17 protein-coding genes are annotated in these 16142 nt (G+C 74.3%); 11 read left to right on the forward strand and 6 right to left on the reverse strand.

Annotated features, from left to right (window positions below; genetic code table 11):
• The first annotated feature begins 54 nt into the window (after positions 1 to 54).
• From ACIA8O_RS26365 to ACIA8O_RS26375, 3 genes are all read left to right on the forward strand, one after another.
• A complete protein-coding gene (locus ACIA8O_RS26365; RefSeq protein ID WP_396296449.1) occupies positions 55 to 771 on the forward strand; it encodes a class I SAM-dependent methyltransferase in 717 nt (238 codons plus the stop codon).
• A gap of 81 nt (positions 772 to 852) precedes the next feature.
• A complete protein-coding gene (locus ACIA8O_RS26370; protein WP_396296450.1) occupies positions 853 to 1785 on the forward strand; it encodes an alpha/beta hydrolase in 933 nt (310 codons plus the stop codon).
• Entirely contained in the window at positions 1782 to 3068 is a 1287-nt protein-coding gene (locus ACIA8O_RS26375; protein ID WP_396296451.1) for a PLP-dependent aminotransferase family protein, read from the forward strand. Before ACIA8O_RS26370 ends, ACIA8O_RS26375 begins: the two co-directional genes overlap by 4 nt.
• 61 nt (positions 3069 to 3129) lie before the next feature.
• Here the strand turns inward: ACIA8O_RS26375 and ACIA8O_RS26380 are convergent, their stop codons facing one another.
• From ACIA8O_RS26380 to ACIA8O_RS26390, 3 genes are all read right to left on the reverse strand, one after another.
• On the reverse strand, positions 3130 to 3885 hold the full coding sequence (locus ACIA8O_RS26380; protein ID WP_396296452.1) for an ABC transporter permease: 756 nt from the start codon (positions 3883 to 3885) through the stop codon (positions 3130 to 3132).
• 37 nt (positions 3886 to 3922) lie between these two features.
• On the reverse strand, positions 3923 to 4861 hold the full coding sequence (locus tag ACIA8O_RS26385; RefSeq protein WP_396296453.1) for an ATP-binding cassette domain-containing protein: 939 nt from the start codon (positions 4859 to 4861) through the stop codon (positions 3923 to 3925).
• Between the two features lie 148 nt (positions 4862 to 5009).
• A complete protein-coding gene (locus ACIA8O_RS26390; RefSeq protein ID WP_396296454.1) occupies positions 5010 to 6272 on the reverse strand; it encodes a glycosyltransferase in 1263 nt (420 codons plus the stop codon).
• Between the two features lie 106 nt (positions 6273 to 6378).
• Between ACIA8O_RS26390 and ACIA8O_RS26395 the strand changes: the two genes are divergently transcribed.
• The 5 genes from ACIA8O_RS26395 to ACIA8O_RS26415 all read left to right on the forward strand — a co-directional run bounded on the left by ACIA8O_RS26395 (position 6379) and on the right by ACIA8O_RS26415 (position 11081).
• Complete coding sequence (locus tag ACIA8O_RS26395) at positions 6379 to 7311, forward strand: 3-oxoacyl-[acyl-carrier-protein] synthase III C-terminal domain-containing protein (protein ID WP_396296455.1); 933 nt, start codon at positions 6379 to 6381, stop codon at positions 7309 to 7311.
• A gap of 87 nt (positions 7312 to 7398) precedes the next feature.
• Positions 7399 to 7686, forward strand: a complete 288-nt coding sequence (locus ACIA8O_RS26400) for a phosphopantetheine-binding protein (RefSeq protein WP_345284502.1) — start codon at positions 7399 to 7401, stop codon at positions 7684 to 7686.
• Positions 7687 to 7740: 54 nt separating this feature from the next.
• Positions 7741 to 8475, forward strand: a complete 735-nt coding sequence (locus ACIA8O_RS26405; protein ID WP_396296456.1) for a hypothetical protein — start codon at positions 7741 to 7743, stop codon at positions 8473 to 8475.
• A 75-nt stretch (positions 8476 to 8550) separates the two neighbouring features.
• On the forward strand, positions 8551 to 9453 hold the full coding sequence (locus ACIA8O_RS26410) for a hypothetical protein (protein WP_396296457.1): 903 nt from the start codon (positions 8551 to 8553) through the stop codon (positions 9451 to 9453).
• Positions 9450 to 11081, forward strand: coding sequence for a condensation domain-containing protein (locus ACIA8O_RS26415; protein ID WP_396296458.1), 1632 nt, complete (start codon positions 9450 to 9452; stop codon positions 11079 to 11081). Before ACIA8O_RS26410 ends, ACIA8O_RS26415 begins: the two co-directional genes overlap by 4 nt.
• A gap of 116 nt (positions 11082 to 11197) precedes the next feature.
• On the opposite strand, the gene ACIA8O_RS26420 is transcribed toward ACIA8O_RS26415, so the two are convergent.
• From ACIA8O_RS26420 to ACIA8O_RS26430, 3 genes are all read right to left on the reverse strand, one after another.
• Positions 11198 to 11410: an EF-hand domain-containing protein gene (locus tag ACIA8O_RS26420; protein WP_396296459.1), complete on the reverse strand. Its 213-nt coding sequence runs from the start codon at positions 11408 to 11410 to the stop codon at positions 11198 to 11200.
• 139 nt (positions 11411 to 11549) lie between these two features.
• Positions 11550 to 12047: an FBP domain-containing protein gene (locus ACIA8O_RS26425; protein WP_396296460.1), complete on the reverse strand. Its 498-nt coding sequence runs from the start codon at positions 12045 to 12047 to the stop codon at positions 11550 to 11552.
• A gap of 10 nt (positions 12048 to 12057) precedes the next feature.
• Entirely contained in the window at positions 12058 to 12918 is an 861-nt protein-coding gene (locus ACIA8O_RS26430; RefSeq protein ID WP_396296461.1) for a hypothetical protein, read from the reverse strand.
• A 134-nt stretch (positions 12919 to 13052) separates the two neighbouring features.
• Here ACIA8O_RS26430 and ACIA8O_RS26435 point away from each other — a divergent pair, with 134 nt between their 5' ends.
• The 3 genes from ACIA8O_RS26435 to ACIA8O_RS26445 all read left to right on the forward strand — a co-directional run bounded on the left by ACIA8O_RS26435 (position 13053) and on the right by ACIA8O_RS26445 (position 16133).
• A complete protein-coding gene (locus ACIA8O_RS26435) occupies positions 13053 to 13784 on the forward strand; it encodes a tyrosine-protein phosphatase (protein WP_396296462.1) in 732 nt (243 codons plus the stop codon).
• Positions 13785 to 13851: 67 nt separating this feature from the next.
• Complete coding sequence (locus ACIA8O_RS26440; protein WP_396296463.1) at positions 13852 to 15099, forward strand: hypothetical protein; 1248 nt, start codon at positions 13852 to 13854, stop codon at positions 15097 to 15099.
• A gap of 86 nt (positions 15100 to 15185) precedes the next feature.
• On the forward strand, positions 15186 to 16133 hold the full coding sequence (locus tag ACIA8O_RS26445) for a GNAT family N-acetyltransferase (protein WP_396296464.1): 948 nt from the start codon (positions 15186 to 15188) through the stop codon (positions 16131 to 16133).
• Positions 16134 to 16142 lie beyond the last annotated feature (9 nt).

Raw genomic sequence — 16142 nt, forward strand, 5'->3', positions numbered from 1 at the left:
GTGAACAGATTTGCCGGATGGGACTGGGAGAATCCCGAGACGCTCGCCGTCACCATGGACGAATTCAGTGCCGGTGTCGCGGTCTGCGAGAAACTCGAGGCGATGGAGCAGGGAATTCCCCGGACCCGCGCGGAATTCCAGGCGCTCGGCCTCACCGGAATCGAATTCGCTGCGTTCCGCACCGACCACCCGAACGGACTCGGCACTGATCTCACCCCGCTGCGCAGCGCCGTCGCGGTGAGCGAGCCCGGCACTCTCTACCGGGTCGACGGCGACCGCTGCTTCACCCAGCTCGACGTCTCCCGGCCGCTGCCCTTCGAGGACGGCGCGGTCGACTGGATCTACGCCGAGCACCTCATCGAGCACGTCCCGCTGAACGTCGCGATGGGCTGGCTGAAGGAGTGCCACCGGGTGCTCGCCCCCGGCGGGGTGATCCGGCTCACCACGCCTGACCTGGCCAAGTACCTGGCCGGCTACGTCCAGGAGGACGGCTTCCTGGCCCGGCACCGACGACGGCTGAGCAAGCTCGGCTTCGGCCCGCCGATGCCCGACCGCAAGGCCTTCCTGATCAACCAGATCTTCGCCTACTACGGCCACCGCTGGATCTACGACCAGGCCGAGCTGACCTACGTGCTCACCGAGGCCGGTTTCGACGCGGAGGCGGTCCGGTTGTGCTCGTACCGTGTCGGCCTGCACACGGAAATCGCAGATCTCGACACCGCCTTCCGCAGTGACGAGACGATCTATGTCGAGGCGCGTCGCCGGAGTTGACGCAGTGACGGCGAAGCCGTTGACGAATCTCCGCTCACTCCCCATCAGTTCCCTTTCCCCGAACGAAGGTTGGGCGAAGCGATGCCACTCGACCCGCAAGTCCTGGCCCTGCGGGCCCGCCGCGCCGAAGCGGGTACCCCCCCTCTCTACACGCTCGACCTGGCCACCGCCCGGGCCGCCGACCTGGCCGCGATCCAGGCCGCCGGGGGAGACCCCGAGCCGGTCCACGCCGTCGAGGAGTTCACCGTCCCCGGCCCCGGTGGCCCGCTCACCCTGCGGGTCTACCGCCCGAGCGAGGCCCCCGGACTGCCCGCCCTGCTCTACCTCTTCGGCGGCGGCTGGACGCTGGGCTCGCTGGACACCAGTGACGCGATCTGCCGCCGCCTGGCCAACGCGGCCGGCTGCGTCACCGTCGGCGTCGGCTACCGCCGGGCCCCCGAACACCCGTTCCCCGCCGCCGTGCAGGACTGCCACGCCGCGGCGGTCTGGCTGACCGCGTACGCCGCCGAACTCGGCCTGGACGCCCGGCGGATCGCCATCGGCGGCGACAGCGCGGGCGGCAACCTGGCCGCCGCGCTCACCCTGCTGGCCCGCGCGGAGGGCGGCCCGCAGCTCTGCCACCAGCTGCTGGTCTACCCGAACACCGACCGCCGGGCCGACACCGCCTCGCTGCGCGAGAACGAGGACCCGCTGCTCTTCAACCGGCACTCGGTGGACTGGTACTGGGGCCACTACCTGAAGGCCGAGGCCGACGGCGACGACCCGCTGGCCTCCCCGCTGCGGGCCGACGACCTGTCAGGACTGCCGCCCGCCACGGTGATCACCGCCGAGTACGACCCGCTGCGCGACGAGGGCGAGGCCTACGGCGAGGCGCTGCGCGCGGCCGGGGTCCCGGTCGAGACCCGGCGCTACGAGGGCATGGTGCACGGCTTCTTCGCCATGGCCGGAGTGCTGGACACCGGGCGGGAGGCCCAGGAGTACGCGGCCCGGCGGCTGCGGGAGGCGTTCGCGTGAGCCCGCTGTCCCTGGCCGGCCTGCACGGCTCGCTCGCCGATCCGCTGCTGGACGCGATGACCTTCCTCAACGAGGTCGCCGAGCGCTACCCGGAGGCCGTCTCCTTCGCCGCGGGGCGCCCCTTCGAGGGCTTCTTCGAGACCGGTCTGGTGGCGAAGTACCTGGACGTCTACCTGGAGCACCTGCGGGGCCGCGGCCTGACGGAGGACCAGGTCCGCACCGCGCTGTTCCAGTACGGGCCGACCAAGGGCATCGTGGCCGACCTGATCGCGCGGACGCTGGCCAACGACGAGGGCCTGGACGTCGACCCGGCCTCGGTGGTGGTCACCGTCGGCGCCCAGGAGGGCATGCTGCTGGTGCTGCGCGCGCTCTGCGCAGGACCGGACGACGTGCTGCTGGTCAGCTCGCCCTGCTACGTGGGCGTGACCGGCGCGGCCCGGCTGCTGGACATCACCACCGTCCCCGTCCCCGAGGGCGACCCGGCCGCCCTGGCCGCCACCGCCCGGCGCCTGCGGGCCGAAGGGCGGCGGCCCCGGGCGCTGTACGTCGTCCCCGACTTCGCCAACCCGTCCGGCGTCAGCCTGCCCACGGCCGTCCGCGAGGAACTGCTCGCGGTGGCCGGGCGGGAGGACCTGCTGGTCCTGGAGGACGACCCCTACGGCTTCTTCTCCCGGACGGGCGAGCGGCGGCCCACCCTCAAGGCGCTGGACCGCGGGCGCCGGGTGGTGCACCTCGGCTCCTTCGCCAAGACCTGCTTCCCCGGCGCCCGGCTCGGCTACCTGATCGCCGATCAGGAGGTGCGCGCCCCCGACGGGTCCACCACCCTGCTCGCCGACCAGCTGGCCAAGCTCAAGAGCATGACCACGGTGAACACCCCGGCGCTCAGCCAGGCGGTGATCGGCGGCCTGCTGATCGCCCACGACTTCCGCCTGCGCGAGGCCAACGCGGAGGCGGTGGCCCACTACGCGGCCGGCCTGGACCGCCTGCTGGCCGAGCTGGACCGCCACTTCCCGGCGGCGGAGCGCGAGCGGCTCGGGGTGGACTGGAACCAGCCGGAGGGCGGCTACTTCACCGTCCTCACCGTGCCGTTCACCGCCGACGCGGCCGCGGTGGCGCGCTGCGCGGAGCGCCACGGCGTGCTGTGGACCCCGATGACCGACTTCTACCCGGACGGCGGCGGGGAGCGGCGGCTGCGGCTCTCCATCAGCAGCCTGACGGCCGATCGGATCGCCGACGGGGTCGGCCGGCTGGCGGCGTTCGTCCGGGCGGAGGCGGAGGCCTGAGACGCGACGAGGAGGGGGTGGGAGCCATCGGCTCCCACCCCCTCCTCCTGTTCCCCAGGGCTCAGCGCACCCGCTCCGCGAACAGCCGGGCCGCCCACCAGACCGCCAGCGCGGCCAGCGGCGCCACCACGGTGATGCTCTGCCAGACCACCGCGTCGCCGACCCGGCCGGTGAAGAGCGAACGCATGCCCTCCACCGCCCAGTAGAAGGGGTTCCACTCGGCGATCGACCGTAGCCACTGCGGGGCGAGCGCCAGCGGCAGCAGCGTGCCGGAGAGCAGCGCGATGGGCTGCGCCGCGGTGTTCACCACCGGGGCGAGCGCGGCGTCGTTGCGCACCAGCAGGGCGATGCCGAAGGAGACGGCCGAGGTCATCAGCGCCAGCAGTCCGAGCAGGAGGAAGGCCAGCAGCAGGTCCAGCAGGCCGACGGTGAGGCCGAAGGGCAGCGCCAGCAGGGTGATCACCACTGCCTGGGCCAGCAGCGCCACCACCTCGCGCAGCGCCCGGCCCAGCAGCAGGGCGAGCCGGCTGACCGGGGTGACCCGGGAGCGCTCGACGATGCCCGCCTTGAGCTCGCCGAGCAGGCTGAAACCGGAGAACAGGCCGCCGAAGATCACCAGGACGGCGAGCAGGCCGGGCACGTAGATGCGGTACGCCTCCTGGTAGCTGGAGGCGCCCAGGGCGCCCTTGAGCAGCGGGGCGAACAGCAGCAGGTAGAAGAGCGGCTGGACGATGCCGACGACCAGCCAGACGGGGGTGCGCCACATCAGCACCACCTGACGCTGGAACACCAGCCAGGTGTCACGCGCGAGTTTCATCGGGGAAGGGCTCCAGGGGAGTGCGTCGGGCGGCGGATCAGGTGAGCGAGCGGCCGGTGCGGGCCAGGAAGACGTCGTCCAGGCTGGGGCGCTGGAGTTGGACGGTGGCCGGGGTCAGGCCGGCCGCGGCCAGGGTGGGGAGGAGTTGGGGGATGGCGGTGGCGCCGTCGCGGACGTAGAGGCGCAGGCCGCCCTCGGCGGGGGTCTCGGTGCGGTGCAGGTAGGGGGCGTCGGCCAGGGCCTTGGCGGCGTCCTCGGGGTCGAGGCCGCTGAGCACCACCACGTCCCCGGAGACCTCCTGCTTGAGCTCCTCCGGGGTGCCCTCGGCGACGATGCCGCCGTGGTCGATGATGCCGATCCGGTCGCAGAGCGCGTCGGCCTCGTCCAGGTAGTGGGTGGTCACGAAGACCGTCATGCCCTCGGCGCGCAGCCGCCGGATCTCCTCCCAGACCCCGGCCCGGCTGGCCGGGTCCAGGCCCACCGTGGGCTCGTCCAGGAAGAGCACGGCGGGCTGGTGGATGACACCGAGCGCGATGTCCACCCGGCGGCGCTGGCCGCCCGAGTAGGTCTGGCAGGCGCGGTCCGCGAACTCGCCCAACTCGAAGGCCCCGACGGCCCCTTCGGCCAGCTTCAGGGCCTCGGCCTTGGACGAGCCGTACATCCGGGCCTGCATCACCAGCTCCTCGCGGCCGGTGACGGTGTCGGCGGTGCCGCCGCCCTGGGCCACGTAGCCGATCCGGCGGCGGACCCCGGCCGGGTCGGCCCGCAGGTCGGCCCCGGCGATGACGGCGGAGCCGCCGTCCGGGCGGATCAGGGTGGCCAGCATGCGCAGGGTGGTGGTCTTCCCGGCGCCGTTGGGCCCGAGGAAGCCGTAGATCTCGCCGGCCGCCACGGACAGGTCGAGGCCGCGGACGGCGTCGACGGCGGCGGCCTTGCGGGACTGGTAGGACTTGCGCAGCCCCGTGGTCTCGATCAAAGCCAGAACTCCCGTACAGGGGTGGGCAGACAGGGGGAGGAGGGGTCGGCCGCGCGGTGCGGGGGCGACGCCGGGGCAGGCCACGGGCACCGGCGGCCGGGGTTGCGGAAGCACCCGCGCGGCAGCCGGGGGAGTGGCTCCCCGGGCGTCACCCTAGGGGGTCGGCCGGGCTCGCAGCAATGGTCTGGACCAGGTCGTTCGCGGGATCTCGCCTGGTGGACGCCAGGCGCTCCAGCCGGTCAACCGCCGCGCGGGCGCCGCCCTTCGAGAGCAGTTCGTGGCCGAGCCGCCCGGCCGCCTCGCGGTAGGACGGCTCCCGACGGACCGTCAGGACGGCCTCCGCGAGCCGCTCCGGGGTGGCACCGGCGAAGTCGACGCACACCCCCGCCCCGGCCGCCGCCACCCGCCCGGCCACCAGTGGCTGGTCGTGCCGGATCGGCGCGAGCACCACCGGCACGCCGTGCGCCAGTGCCTCGCTCGTGGTGTTCAGCCCGCCGTGGCCGAGCAGGGCCGACACCCGCCCCCGGGCCAGCAGTTCGAGCACCGGGGCCCGCTCCACCGGCACCGACCAGGTGGGGAAGGCCTCCCACAGCTCCGGCGGGGCCACCACCACGGCGGGCACTTCGGGGCCCAGCAGGCGCAGTGCCGCGCCCACCCGGCGCAGGAAGTCCACCGAGACGTCGTCCGCCAAGGTGCCCATGGAGACCAGCAGGTGACGGCGGGTCGGGTCGAGCCGCTCCCACGGGAAGCCGGGCCCCTCCGGCCGCTCGGCCAGCACCGGCCCGACCAGGGCGGTCCCCGCACCGAAGGCGGCCCCCGCGTCGAAGGCGGCCCCCGCGTCGAAGGCAATCCCCGCGCCGAAGGCGTCACCCGCCAGGGCTTCGCCGGTCAGGGCCAGCACCAACTCCGGTGAGAAGCGCGGGTCGAGGTACTCCTCCTCGGGCAGGCCGGCCCGCCGCCACAGGCCGCGCAGCCGCTCCTCGATCCACGGCTCGGCCTCCGGGAACGGCCGGCCCAGCTCCATCAGCCCCGGCGCCAGTGAGGCCCAGGGCAGCCGGTGCCGGTGCGCCGTCAGGGCGCCCGCCGGGGTGTGCTGGTCCACCACCAGGACGTCCGGGCGCTCGGTGCGCACCGCCGCGTCCAGCGCCTTCGCGGTGAAGCGCGCGTACGGCACCACGAAGCCGTCCCAGAGCGAGCGGAGCGCGGCCTCGCCCGAGCCGCCCTGCGGGCGGAACAGGCGCGAACCGGTGCGGGCCACCCGCGCGTCCGGCCCGAGCAGCGGCCGCAGCACCAGCTCCGAGCCGGCCCAGACCACCCGGTGGCCCCGGGCCGCGAGCTCGCGGCCTAGACCAATCGTGGGCAGGACGTGGCCGGCGAGCGGCGGTACGACGAACAGGAAGCTGCTGGTCACAGGGGTATGATGATCCATCAGGGCGGACTCCGGGGGGTCGTGGGCTCCGGCCGAAGAGTCAGAACACATCTTGTGCGGCTCGCGGGGCGTGGGAATACTAGCCCGGGTGACCGCTCTGGAGGCAGTGGCCGTCCACCTACCCGACTTGGCCGTTCCCATCGAGGCGGTCGGGGAGCGGATCGGACTGACCCCGCGCCAAATCTCCCTCTTCCGCCGCTTCCACGGCCTGGACCAGGTGCGCCTGGACCCGGACGGGACGCTGCACGACCTGCTGGCCGGCGCCATCGGCGCCCTGACCGAACTCCGCGGCCGGGAACACCTGGTCCGCCACGTGCTGTACGCCCGCAGCATGCCGGTGGCCCTCCCGTACCCGCTGGACCCCCTGCCCGACCTGCTGGACCGCTTCGGGCTCGGCCACGCCGAGCACTTCTCGCTCTCCCACCACGCCTGCGCCGGCAGCCTGCTGGCCATCGACCTGGCCGGACGGCTGCTCACCGCCGACCCGGACCCGGAGGCGCTCGCACTGGTGCTGACCGGCGAGAAGACCTTCACCCGGGACGCCCAACTCGTCCCCGAGACGGCGCTGTTCGCCGAGGGCGCGGCCGCCTGCCTGGTGCGCGCCGGCGGCGGCCCCGGCGAGGTACTCTCCTACGCCGTGCGCCAACTCGGCGAGTTCGACGGCCGGTTCGCCGAGGACCCGGAGCTGCTCACCCGCTACCAGCGGGCCTACCCCGAGACCATGGCCGAGGTGATCCGCACCGCCGCGGAACGCGCCGGCACCGGGCTCGACGAGCTCGCGCTGATCCTGCCGCACAACGTCAACCAGGTCTCCTGGCGCCGCCTCGCCCGGGAGTTGGACCTGCCGATCGAGCGCGTACTGCTGGACAACGTGCCCGCAGTCGGGCACAGTTTCGCCGCAGACGGGTTCATCAACCTTCACACCGCCGTCACCAGGGGCCTGCTCCGCCCCGGCGACCGGTACTTGATCGCGGCCTCCGGCCTCGGCGCCACCTTCTCGGCGATGACCGTCCGGCACTGACCGGCCGTGCCCCTTGCTCATCAAGGGCGCTTCCACCGTCCGCCCGCGCTGACCACACCGCGCTGCCCCCCGATGGGATGTACCACGATGGACGACACCACGCTCGCACCCGACCCGGCCCTGCGCGGCCAGGTGCTGGAGAGCATCGGCACCCTGCTGCCCCGGGTGCTCCGCCGCGAGCTCACCGAGATCCCGGAGAACGCCTGCCTGTTCGACGACCTCGGCCTCACCTCGGCCGGCACCCTGGAGCTGATCCTCGAACTCGAGGAGGCGCTCGACATCCAGGTGGACGTCGAGGAGATCGGCGAGGACGACCTGCGCTCGGTCGCCAGCCTCGCCGACTTCGTGGCCGGCCACACCATCACCGAGGCCTGAGCCGTGCAGCCGCGCCCCACCGGGCGGGGCGCCGGTCTACGGATCAGCCGGGCGGTGCACCGCCGTTTCGAGGGCCGCTCGGCCGCCTCGCTCGACCCGGACCTGCGGGTCTTCGTCACCGACCAGACCCGCCCGTACGGGCTGGACCTGCGCGAGGACCTGCTGACGGAGGGCGTCGGCCACGGCTACGGCGAGATGGGCGAGGCGCTGCTCGCCGACCTGGCCCTCCCCGAGGACCGGCCGGCCGACCTGCTGCTGCTCGCCTTCGACGTGCCCGACGTCCAGCCCGGACTGGCCAACACCCTGAGGCCGGCCCGGGACTGCCCGGGCCGGCCGATGGCCTTCGCGATCGGCGACCAGGGCCCGCTCAGCCCGTTCACCGCCCTGCGCATCGCCGACCGCTACGCGCGGACGGGGGCGTGCGAGCGCGCCCTGGTGCTGCTGCTGGAGCAGCCCGCGCTGCACCACGTGCCGCCCGGGCCGGTCGACCTGCCCGAGCACGCCGAGGGCCTGCTGCTGCTCTGCGAACAGGCCCCGGAGGAACGGACCCTGACGGTCCACCAGCCCGCTCCCGCCCCGCGGCGCACGGTGGCCGGCGGCGGGAAGGAACCCTGGCGTCCGTCCTGGCCCTTCCCGGACCCGGTGTCCGGCGAGACCGCCCCCGCGGCCTCCGGCCAGCCGCTCACCGGCGCGTGGACGCAGGCGCTCTCCGCGTGGAGCGGAGGCCCGCTGCTCGTCCGCGGCACCGACCGCCGCACCGGCCGCACCGCCGAGCTGCGCCAGCCGTGAACGGCGCGCGCACCGGAACCACCCTTCCCCGACTCTTCCCCGACCAGACTCGAACCAGGAACACAGGTACAGCGGATGACTGACCTTCGGACGGCGGAAGCCGCGACCCTGCTGCCCACGGACACCCCCGGCGTGGTGCTCTACTCGGAGGGCTTCGAGCGGCTGATCGCCGACCTGCGCCGGGGCATCGAGGCGCTCGGCGCCGACGAGCCCTTCGAGCGCCTGGCCATCCCGCCGGTGATCTCCCGCGCCCTGGTGGAGCGGGCCGGCTACGCCAAGGCCTTCCCGCACCTGCTCGGTACCGTGCACAGCTTCACCGGAACCCCCGCCGAGTGGCGCGAGCTCTCCGGCACCCCGGACTGGCACCGCGAGCAGCGGATCGGCGACCTGGTGCTGCTGCCCGCCGCCTGCTACCCGGTCTACGCCACCCTGGAGGGACGGGAGTTGACCGGCCCGGCCCGGTTCGCGGTCTCCGCGCACTGCTTCCGCCAGGAGGGCAGCGCCGAGCCCGGCCGGCTGCGCAGCTTCCGGATGTCGGAGTACGTCACCGCCGGGACGCAGGCCCACTGCGAGGACTGGCGCGCCGCCTGGCTGGCCCGGGTCGCCGAGTGGCTCGGCGCGACGGGCCTGAAGGTCTCGGTCGAGGTGGCCGACGACCCGTTCTTCGGCCGGGCCCGCAAGGTGTTCCAAGCCGCCCAGCGCGCCCAGGAGTTGAAGTACGAGCTGCGGGTGGAGGTGGCCGACGGGCTGGTCCAGGCGATCGCCTCCGCCAACTGCCACAAGGACACCTTCGGCACCGTCTTCGGGTTCACCGCCGACGGCGAGCCGGGCCACACCGCCTGCGCCGCCTTCGGCCTGGAGCGGATCGCGCTCGCGCTGATCCACGCCCACGGCCCGTACCCGGCCGACTGGCCGCAGCCGGTCCGCGCCGCACTCACGGGTGCCGCAGGGGTCCCCCTCGCCGGAGCCGGCCGGTGAGCGTGGTCACCGTCCGGTACGACGGCGGCAGCACCGGCGAGGGGCCGGTGACGCTCGGCCAGGCGAACATGATCCTGTGCATCCGCCGGGACGACCCGGACCAGATCAACAAGCACGCCGTCTGGCCCGTCCCGCCCGACGCGACCGTGCCCGACGTGCTGGCCACCCTGCGCCGGCTGGCCGAGCGGCACGAGTCGCTGCGCACCACCTTCGCGGTGGACGGACGGCAGTCCGTGCACGCCGCCGGCTCCTTCGAGGTGACCCTGACCGAGGTCGCGCCGGAGGACCAACTCGACGCCAAGGCAGATGAGTTGGCGCGGCTCGACCGGCCGCGTCCGTTCGACCTGGCGGTGGACTTCCCGCTGCGCTTCACCCTGATCACCCGGGACGGCAGGCCCGTCCGGCTGGCCGTGGTGGTCTGCCACACCGGCGCGGACGGGGCGGCCACCTCCGTCCTGTTCGAGGAGTGGTTCACCCTGCTCTCCGGCGGCGAGCCGCCCGCGGTCAGCGCGCCCACCCCGCTGGAGATCGCCGCCGCCGAGCACTCGGCGGCCGGGCGGCGCCGCACCACCGCCTCGCTCAAGCACTGGGAGAAGATCCTGCTCACCAGCCCGGCGGCGGTCTTCGCCGACTCCGGGCTGACCGGGCCGCCCGAGCAGCTCGCCACCCTGGCGATCCGCTCCCGGGCCGCGGCCGAGACCCTGGAGGCCGCCTGCCGGCGCACCGGCGCCAGCCCGTCCAGCGTGCTGCTCGGCGTCTTCGCCGCGCTGGTCGCCCACCTGGCCGACCAGCCGAAGCTGGTCCTCGCCGCCCTCTCGGCCAACCGCCACCGGGCCCAACTCGCCACCCACATCGGTACCTTGGCCCAGGACGCGCTGATCGCGGTGGACGCCGGGGCGGACGGCCTGGACGAGGTGATCGGCCGGACCAAGGCCGCCGCCTTCGCCGGCTACTGGCACAGCACCCTGGACGCGCCGCGGATCTGGGAGCTGGTCGAGGACGCCGCCCAGCAGCGCGGGGCGCGGTGGAACCGCCAGGTGGTGGTCAACGACCTCAGCCTGACCATCCCCGAGGCGGCCGCCCGGTCCCGCCCGCTGCCGAGCGCCGAGCCGGAGCTCAGCTGGTACCCGGACGAGGCCGTGCCGGTGCGGGTGATGATGAACATCTGGCGGGTCCGCGAGGTGGTGGAGATCTCCCTGCACACCTGCCCGCAGGTGCTGGACCGTCAGGAGAGCGAGCTCTTCGCCCGCGGCCTGCTGAAGCTGGTCGCCGCGGTGGCCGAGGGGCCGGTCGACCTGGCGCGGCTCACCGAGCTGACCGGTCTGGAGCCGCGCAAGCGGGTGGGGGAGTGGGAGCGGGTGGACGACAGCTGGATCGACCTGGCGGCCGTGCGGACCCTGCTGGGCGACGCGCTCGGCCCCGGCGTCACCACGACGGTGGCGGTCCGGGACGGACGGCTGACCGCGCGGATCGACCCCGGCGGGCGGCCGCTCACCCCGGCCGAGGTGCACCGCGCGGTGGTGGCGGCACTGCCCGGCCGGGAGACGGCGATGGCCCCGCAGCACTACGTGGTGCTCGGGGCCGTCCCGGCCGAGGGAAGCGGCCGGGACGGTGGCGCGGCCGGCTGACCGCCGGCCGCGAGGGCCCGGTCCGTCCGGCCCGGTCCGTCCGGCCCGGTCCGTCGGGGCTCGGCCCCGCGGCTCCGGCCGTCGGGCCTCGGCCCCGCGGCTCCGGCCGTCGGGGCTCAGCCCTGCTGGGCGGCCCAGAACTCGTCGAAGTTCAGCTGGCCGTCCTTGCTGGTGTCGGCCTTGTTGATGACCGCCTGGGCGACCGTCTCGGTGACGTACGGGTCACCGAGCTCGGCCATCGCCTTGCTGTACTCGGCGGCGGTGATGAAGCCGTCGCCGTCGGCGTCGAAGCGCGCGAAGACCTTCTTGGCGTTCTCGATGTCAGCCATGTCTGCCCCTCCTGAATGGGTCGTGGTGCCCGTACCCTATCGGCCCGCCGCGAGTCCGGATGCCGGACCCCCGGCTCACGACGCCCCAGGTCAGGAGCAGGTCAAGAGTCCGCCCCGGCGGACCGGGCGGCCCGCGGCCTCAGCCCCGGAGCACCTGGGCCAGGAAGGCGTCCACGTTGGCCACGGTGCGGGCGATCTGCTCCTCCAGGGTGAGCGACTCCGCCACCCGCTCGGCGGAGGCGGTGCGCTTGCGGCCCCGGACGTAGAGCGAGCAGGCCAGGTCGGCGCAGACGTAGGTGCCGACGGTGCTTCCCTCGCGCCCGGCCGCCCCCGCCCGGCGGGCGGCCAGCAGGGCCACCCCGGTACCGGTGTGCGAGGTCAGGCAGAGCGAGCACAGGTTGCTCTTCAGCGAACTGCGGCGCACCGTCGGCACCCGCAGCGTCACCCCCACCGGACCGTCCTCGGCCGGCGCGACCAGGTACGCCCGGTCGGGCGCCCCCTGGTCCCGCCAGCCGAGGAAGTCCAGGTGCTCCCACGGCAGTTCGGCCAGGCCGCGCGGCAGGCTCAGCCGACCGGCCTCCCCCTTGGTGCAGTTGACGAAGGAGGCGCGGATCTGCTGCTCGGTGAGTGGCTCCATGCTTCGCACGCTAACACCGGGCTCCGGGCGCCGTCGTCCGGTTTTTCGGTGCCCTCTCCTCCCAGCGGGATCGGACCGGCCGGGCGGCGGTGATGCTGTCGCCGGAGGAGGTGGTCGCGTCCGGGCCGGTCCCGGTCGTCTCGGCGACCGCGCGGAACTCGGCGGAGTTCACGCTCCAGCGGTGCCCGGCCAAGCTGCCGTCCGCCTTGGCGTAGAACACCATGTGCCCGATGCCCGCGCCCTGGTGGTTCTGCGAGACGGCCTTGTCGAGGTTGTCCACCATCCGGGTGTCCGGGCAGTCCCAGTAGGTGGAGAGGCCGAACACCCCGTGCGGCGAGGCGGTGCAGTCCACCCAGGCGTTGACGGCGGTGTCGTACATCAGCAGGAAGCGGCTGGTCTGCGCCCCGTCCTGGCTCACCGCCGTGATGATCGTGCCGAGCTCGGCCGGCCGGACCCAGGTCGACACCGTGAACGGCGCGGTGGTGTCCAGCACCGAGGCGGTGGCCGCGTAGGCGGCGTCCGCCGTGCCGTCGAGGCTCAGCTCCTGGCCGACCCGCAGGTCGCTCCAGCCGGTGGCGGTGGCCGAACCCCTGGTCAGCGCACGGCCGTTGCCACTGCGGTCCTCGGTGGTCCCGGTCAGCAGCCAGTGCCCGGCCAGACCACTGGTCAGCTGACCCTCCGCCAGCATCCGCTGGTACTGCACCATGTGCTCCGCCTGCACCAGGTGCGGCGGAGGAACGGAGCCGAACGGGACGTTCCGCGCCTCGGCCGCCTCGGCCACACCGGTGCTCGCGGCCACCCCGCCGCCGAGCAGTGCGGACGCCCCCGTCAACGCGGCGGCGCAGCCCAGGAATCCACGCCTGGTCACCATCTCTTGCTCCCCCTGGATGATCGAACCATGATCGTCCGGCTGAGTCCAGGCGCCACCGCGTACCTGGCAAGCCCTGGTCGGCAGCTTCCGGCCGGGCGGTTCTGAGGGCCGGGGCAGCCCCTAGAGTGGCGGCCATGATCAGACACCTGGAGTTCGACCGGCTGCACAACTTCCGTGACCTCGGCGGCTACCGGACCGGGGACGGCCGTGAGGTCCGGCCGGGGATCCTCTACCGCTCCGACTCGCTGGGCAAGCTGCGCACCGAGGCCGACGTGGCCCGCTTCACCGAGCTCGGCGTCGCCACCGTCATCGACCTGCGCTACCCCTGGGAGATCGAGCGGGGCGGCCGCGTCCCGGAGCTGCCCGGGCTCGCCTTCCACAACTTCAGCATCGAGCACCGCCCTTACGACCAGGCCGCGTTGGGCCAGGACGCGGACCCGGCGGTCTACCTGGTCGACAAGTTCCTGGAGGTGGCCGAGGACGGCACCGCCGAGCTGCGCCGGGTCATGGAGGTGATCGCCGACCCGTCCGCCGGGCGCACCGTCTTCCACTGCGCCTCCGGCAAGGACCGCACCGGCATCGTCGGCGCCCTGGTGCTCACCCTGCTCGACGTCCCCGAGGACACCGTCGCCGAGGACTTCGCGCTGACCAACCTCGCCACCGCGGCCCTGGTCGCCGACTGGCAGGCCAAGTACGGCCCCGCCGAGCTCTGGCCGGGCTACGGCCAGGCGCCGGCCGCGCTGATCCGTTCCTTCCTGGGCGCGTTGACGGAGCGTCACGGATCGGTGGCCGGCTACGTCTCCGACCGGCTCGGCCTCGGGGAGCCGTACGTCGCGGCGCTGCGCGAGCGGCTGCTGGTGCCGTAACGGTTCCCCGTACGAGGAGTGTGCCGTTCCGGTGCGAAGGGGGCGGCCGTCCGCCAGACTGGTCGCCATGCCGGAGCGGGAGCACGGGGAGCAGGGGGAGTACGGGGAGCGCAGCGGGTCGGTTCGGGCGGTGCTGCGCTGGGCCGGCCACCCGGGGACGGTGCTCGCCGTCCTCGTGCTGCTGCTCAACGACCAGGTCTGGAAGCGGAGTTGGCCGGGGCCGGTGACGGGCAAGGTCAGCGACGTGGCGTGGATGCTGGTGGCACCGCCGGTGCTGGCACTGCTGCTCGCCCCCGCACTGCGGCTGCGCGGCCGGTGGCCCGCGGTGGCCGGCCTGGCCGGGACGGCGCTCTCCTTCGCGGTCGCCAAGTCCGGCCCGGCCGGGGGCGAACTCGCCTCCGGCGTCTGGTCGTCGAGCGGTCTGCCGAGCCGGATCGTCGGCGACCCCACCGACCTGCTCGCCCTGCCCGCCCTGGCGGTGAGCTGGTGGCTGTGGCGGCTGGTCCGGGCGGGACGGCGGGCCCCGTACGCGGGACTGCTGGTCGTCCCGGTAGCGGTGGCGGTGATGGTGGCCACCGGCGCCGATCCGCCGACCGACGGCGCTTCCCCACGAGGGGCTCCTCCCGCCAATCCGGTACGCCTCTCCGTCGGCGCGGGCGGCACCGTGCTGCTGGACACTCCGGACGCGCGGTGGACCTCCCGGGACGCCGGCCTGACCTGGAGCGCCGCCGAACCGCACACCGCCACCGGCGGCGGTGACGGCCGAGCCGGTACTCGCGAGGGTGCGTCGGCGGGGGCGCTCTGCCTGCCCCGGGAGCCGCGGCGGTGCTACCGCGTCACGCAGGGCGAGCCCCCGGACTGGATCAGCCACGAGGCCGCCTGGAACCGGACCCCGCTCCGGATCGACCCCTCGATACAGCGTCCGGGCCCGCCCGCCCCGGGTGTCCCGGCCCCGGGCGAGCGCGTCCCGCTCCCCGCGCGCAGCACCCCCGGTAGTTGGGCCACGCCGACGTCGTGGTCCAGCCCGGCGGAGGCCGCCCTCACCCGTTGGGTCATCGAGGAGAGCGCCGACGGCGGACGGCAGTGGGCACTCGTCTGGCGCGCGGCACCGGACTACCGGCTGCCGCCGCACACCGCGATGGAACTGACGCTGGCAGCCGCGGCCCCCGGTGACACGGTCGTCGTCGTCCACTACCCCGGTGCGGGCCTGGCGGTGCGCGAGGCGGACGGCTCGTGGAAGTGGCGCACCTACCCGGCGGACCTCCGATGGCCCCTCGCCTCCTCCCCGTCATGGTCTCCCGCTCCGATCGAGTAGTCCGCGCCTCGCTCGCGTGCCGCCCCCGCCGCCCGCAGCGGTAATGCGCTCGCACCGGACGCCGCCGCCTGCCTAGCCTCGGCCGGGTGACCGACACCCTCACCTTCCGGGCGCTCCGCTCGCCCGACGACCTGCCCGCGCTGTCCGCCCTGCTGGGTCTGTCCCTCCCCGAACTCATCGACCAGGAACGGCAGTTCCCCGCCTCCGAAGCACTCGTCCCCGATGCGCCGACCGGCCTGCTCGCCGGCCACGGCCGGACGCAGGTGCTGGCCCTCACCGCCGACGGCGTCGCGCTGGGCTACGGCACCGCCTGGCGGGCACCGTGGACCCCGCCGGGGGACGTGGCCAGCCGCCTGGTGGGCGGGGGCGACGCCGTACTCGACGGGCTGGCGGCCGCACTGGAGGGCTGGGCACGTTCGGCGGGTGCGTCCCGACTGCTCGGTGAAGTGCCGGACTCCTCACCGGAGTTGCTGCGGATATTGTTGCGCCGGGGCCACCGCGCCGACGCACACCTCCGGCTCGCCGAGGCCGTCCTCGCGCCGGAACCGCTGCCTGCACCACCGCGGTCGGACGGCATCCGGCTGGAGACCCTCGCCGACGCGCCGGACCCGTCGCGGGCCGCCCACGCCCTCCACCGGCTCTACCGCGAGACCCTCCCCGACAACCCGGGCTTCGTGGACGCCCTCCCCGGCTTCGCCGACTGGCGCGCCGAGGTCCTGGACGGCCCCGGCTGCCGGCCCGACTGGATCCTGCTGGCCCGGAGCGGCGAGGAACTCGCCGGAGTCACCGCCGTCCAGCAGACCGGACACCCCGGGGTCGCCCACGTCTCCTACACGGCCGTCCGCCGCCCCTGGCGCGGCCGAGGCCTGGCACGCACCCTCAAACTCACCGCCGCCCACCACCTGGCCCTGGCCGGAGTCCGCCGCCTGCGGACCGAGGTCGAGGGCGCCAACTCCCCGATGCTCGCGGTCAATTCCACCCTCGGCTACCACCCCGTCCCGGGCGGCCACCACCGGACCGTCCTCGAGCTCTGAGCACCACCC

The sequence above is a fragment of the Kitasatospora sp. NPDC051853 genome (genome assembly GCF_044452665.1).
Taxonomy (GTDB): Bacteria; Actinomycetota; Actinomycetes; order Streptomycetales; family Streptomycetaceae; genus Kitasatospora.

Bases quoted from the DNA above. Each gene is read 5' to 3' on its own strand.
- ACIA8O_RS26430 (WP_396296461.1), bottom strand. From the start codon at position 12,918: ATGGTGACCAGGCGTGGATTCCTGGGCTGCGCCGCCGCGTTGACGGGG.
- ACIA8O_RS26380 (WP_396296452.1), bottom strand. From the start codon at position 3,885: ATGAAACTCGCGCGTGACACCTGGCTGGTGTTCCAGCGTCAGGTGGTG.
- ACIA8O_RS26400 (WP_345284502.1), top strand. From the start codon at position 7,399: ATGGACGACACCACGCTCGCACCCGACCCGGCCCTGCGCGGCCAGGTG.
- ACIA8O_RS26410 (WP_396296457.1), top strand. From the start codon at position 8,551: ATGACTGACCTTCGGACGGCGGAAGCCGCGACCCTGCTGCCCACGGAC.
- ACIA8O_RS26365 (WP_396296449.1), top strand. From the start codon at position 55: ATGGACGAATTCAGTGCCGGTGTCGCGGTCTGCGAGAAACTCGAGGCG.
- ACIA8O_RS26425 (WP_396296460.1), bottom strand. From the start codon at position 12,047: ATGGAGCCACTCACCGAGCAGCAGATCCGCGCCTCCTTCGTCAACTGC.
- ACIA8O_RS26440 (WP_396296463.1), top strand. From the start codon at position 13,852: ATGCCGGAGCGGGAGCACGGGGAGCAGGGGGAGTACGGGGAGCGCAGC.
- ACIA8O_RS26370 (WP_396296450.1), top strand. From the start codon at position 853: ATGCCACTCGACCCGCAAGTCCTGGCCCTGCGGGCCCGCCGCGCCGAA.
- ACIA8O_RS26420 (WP_396296459.1), bottom strand. From the start codon at position 11,410: ATGGCTGACATCGAGAACGCCAAGAAGGTCTTCGCGCGCTTCGACGCC.
- ACIA8O_RS26435 (WP_396296462.1), top strand. From the start codon at position 13,053: ATGATCAGACACCTGGAGTTCGACCGGCTGCACAACTTCCGTGACCTC.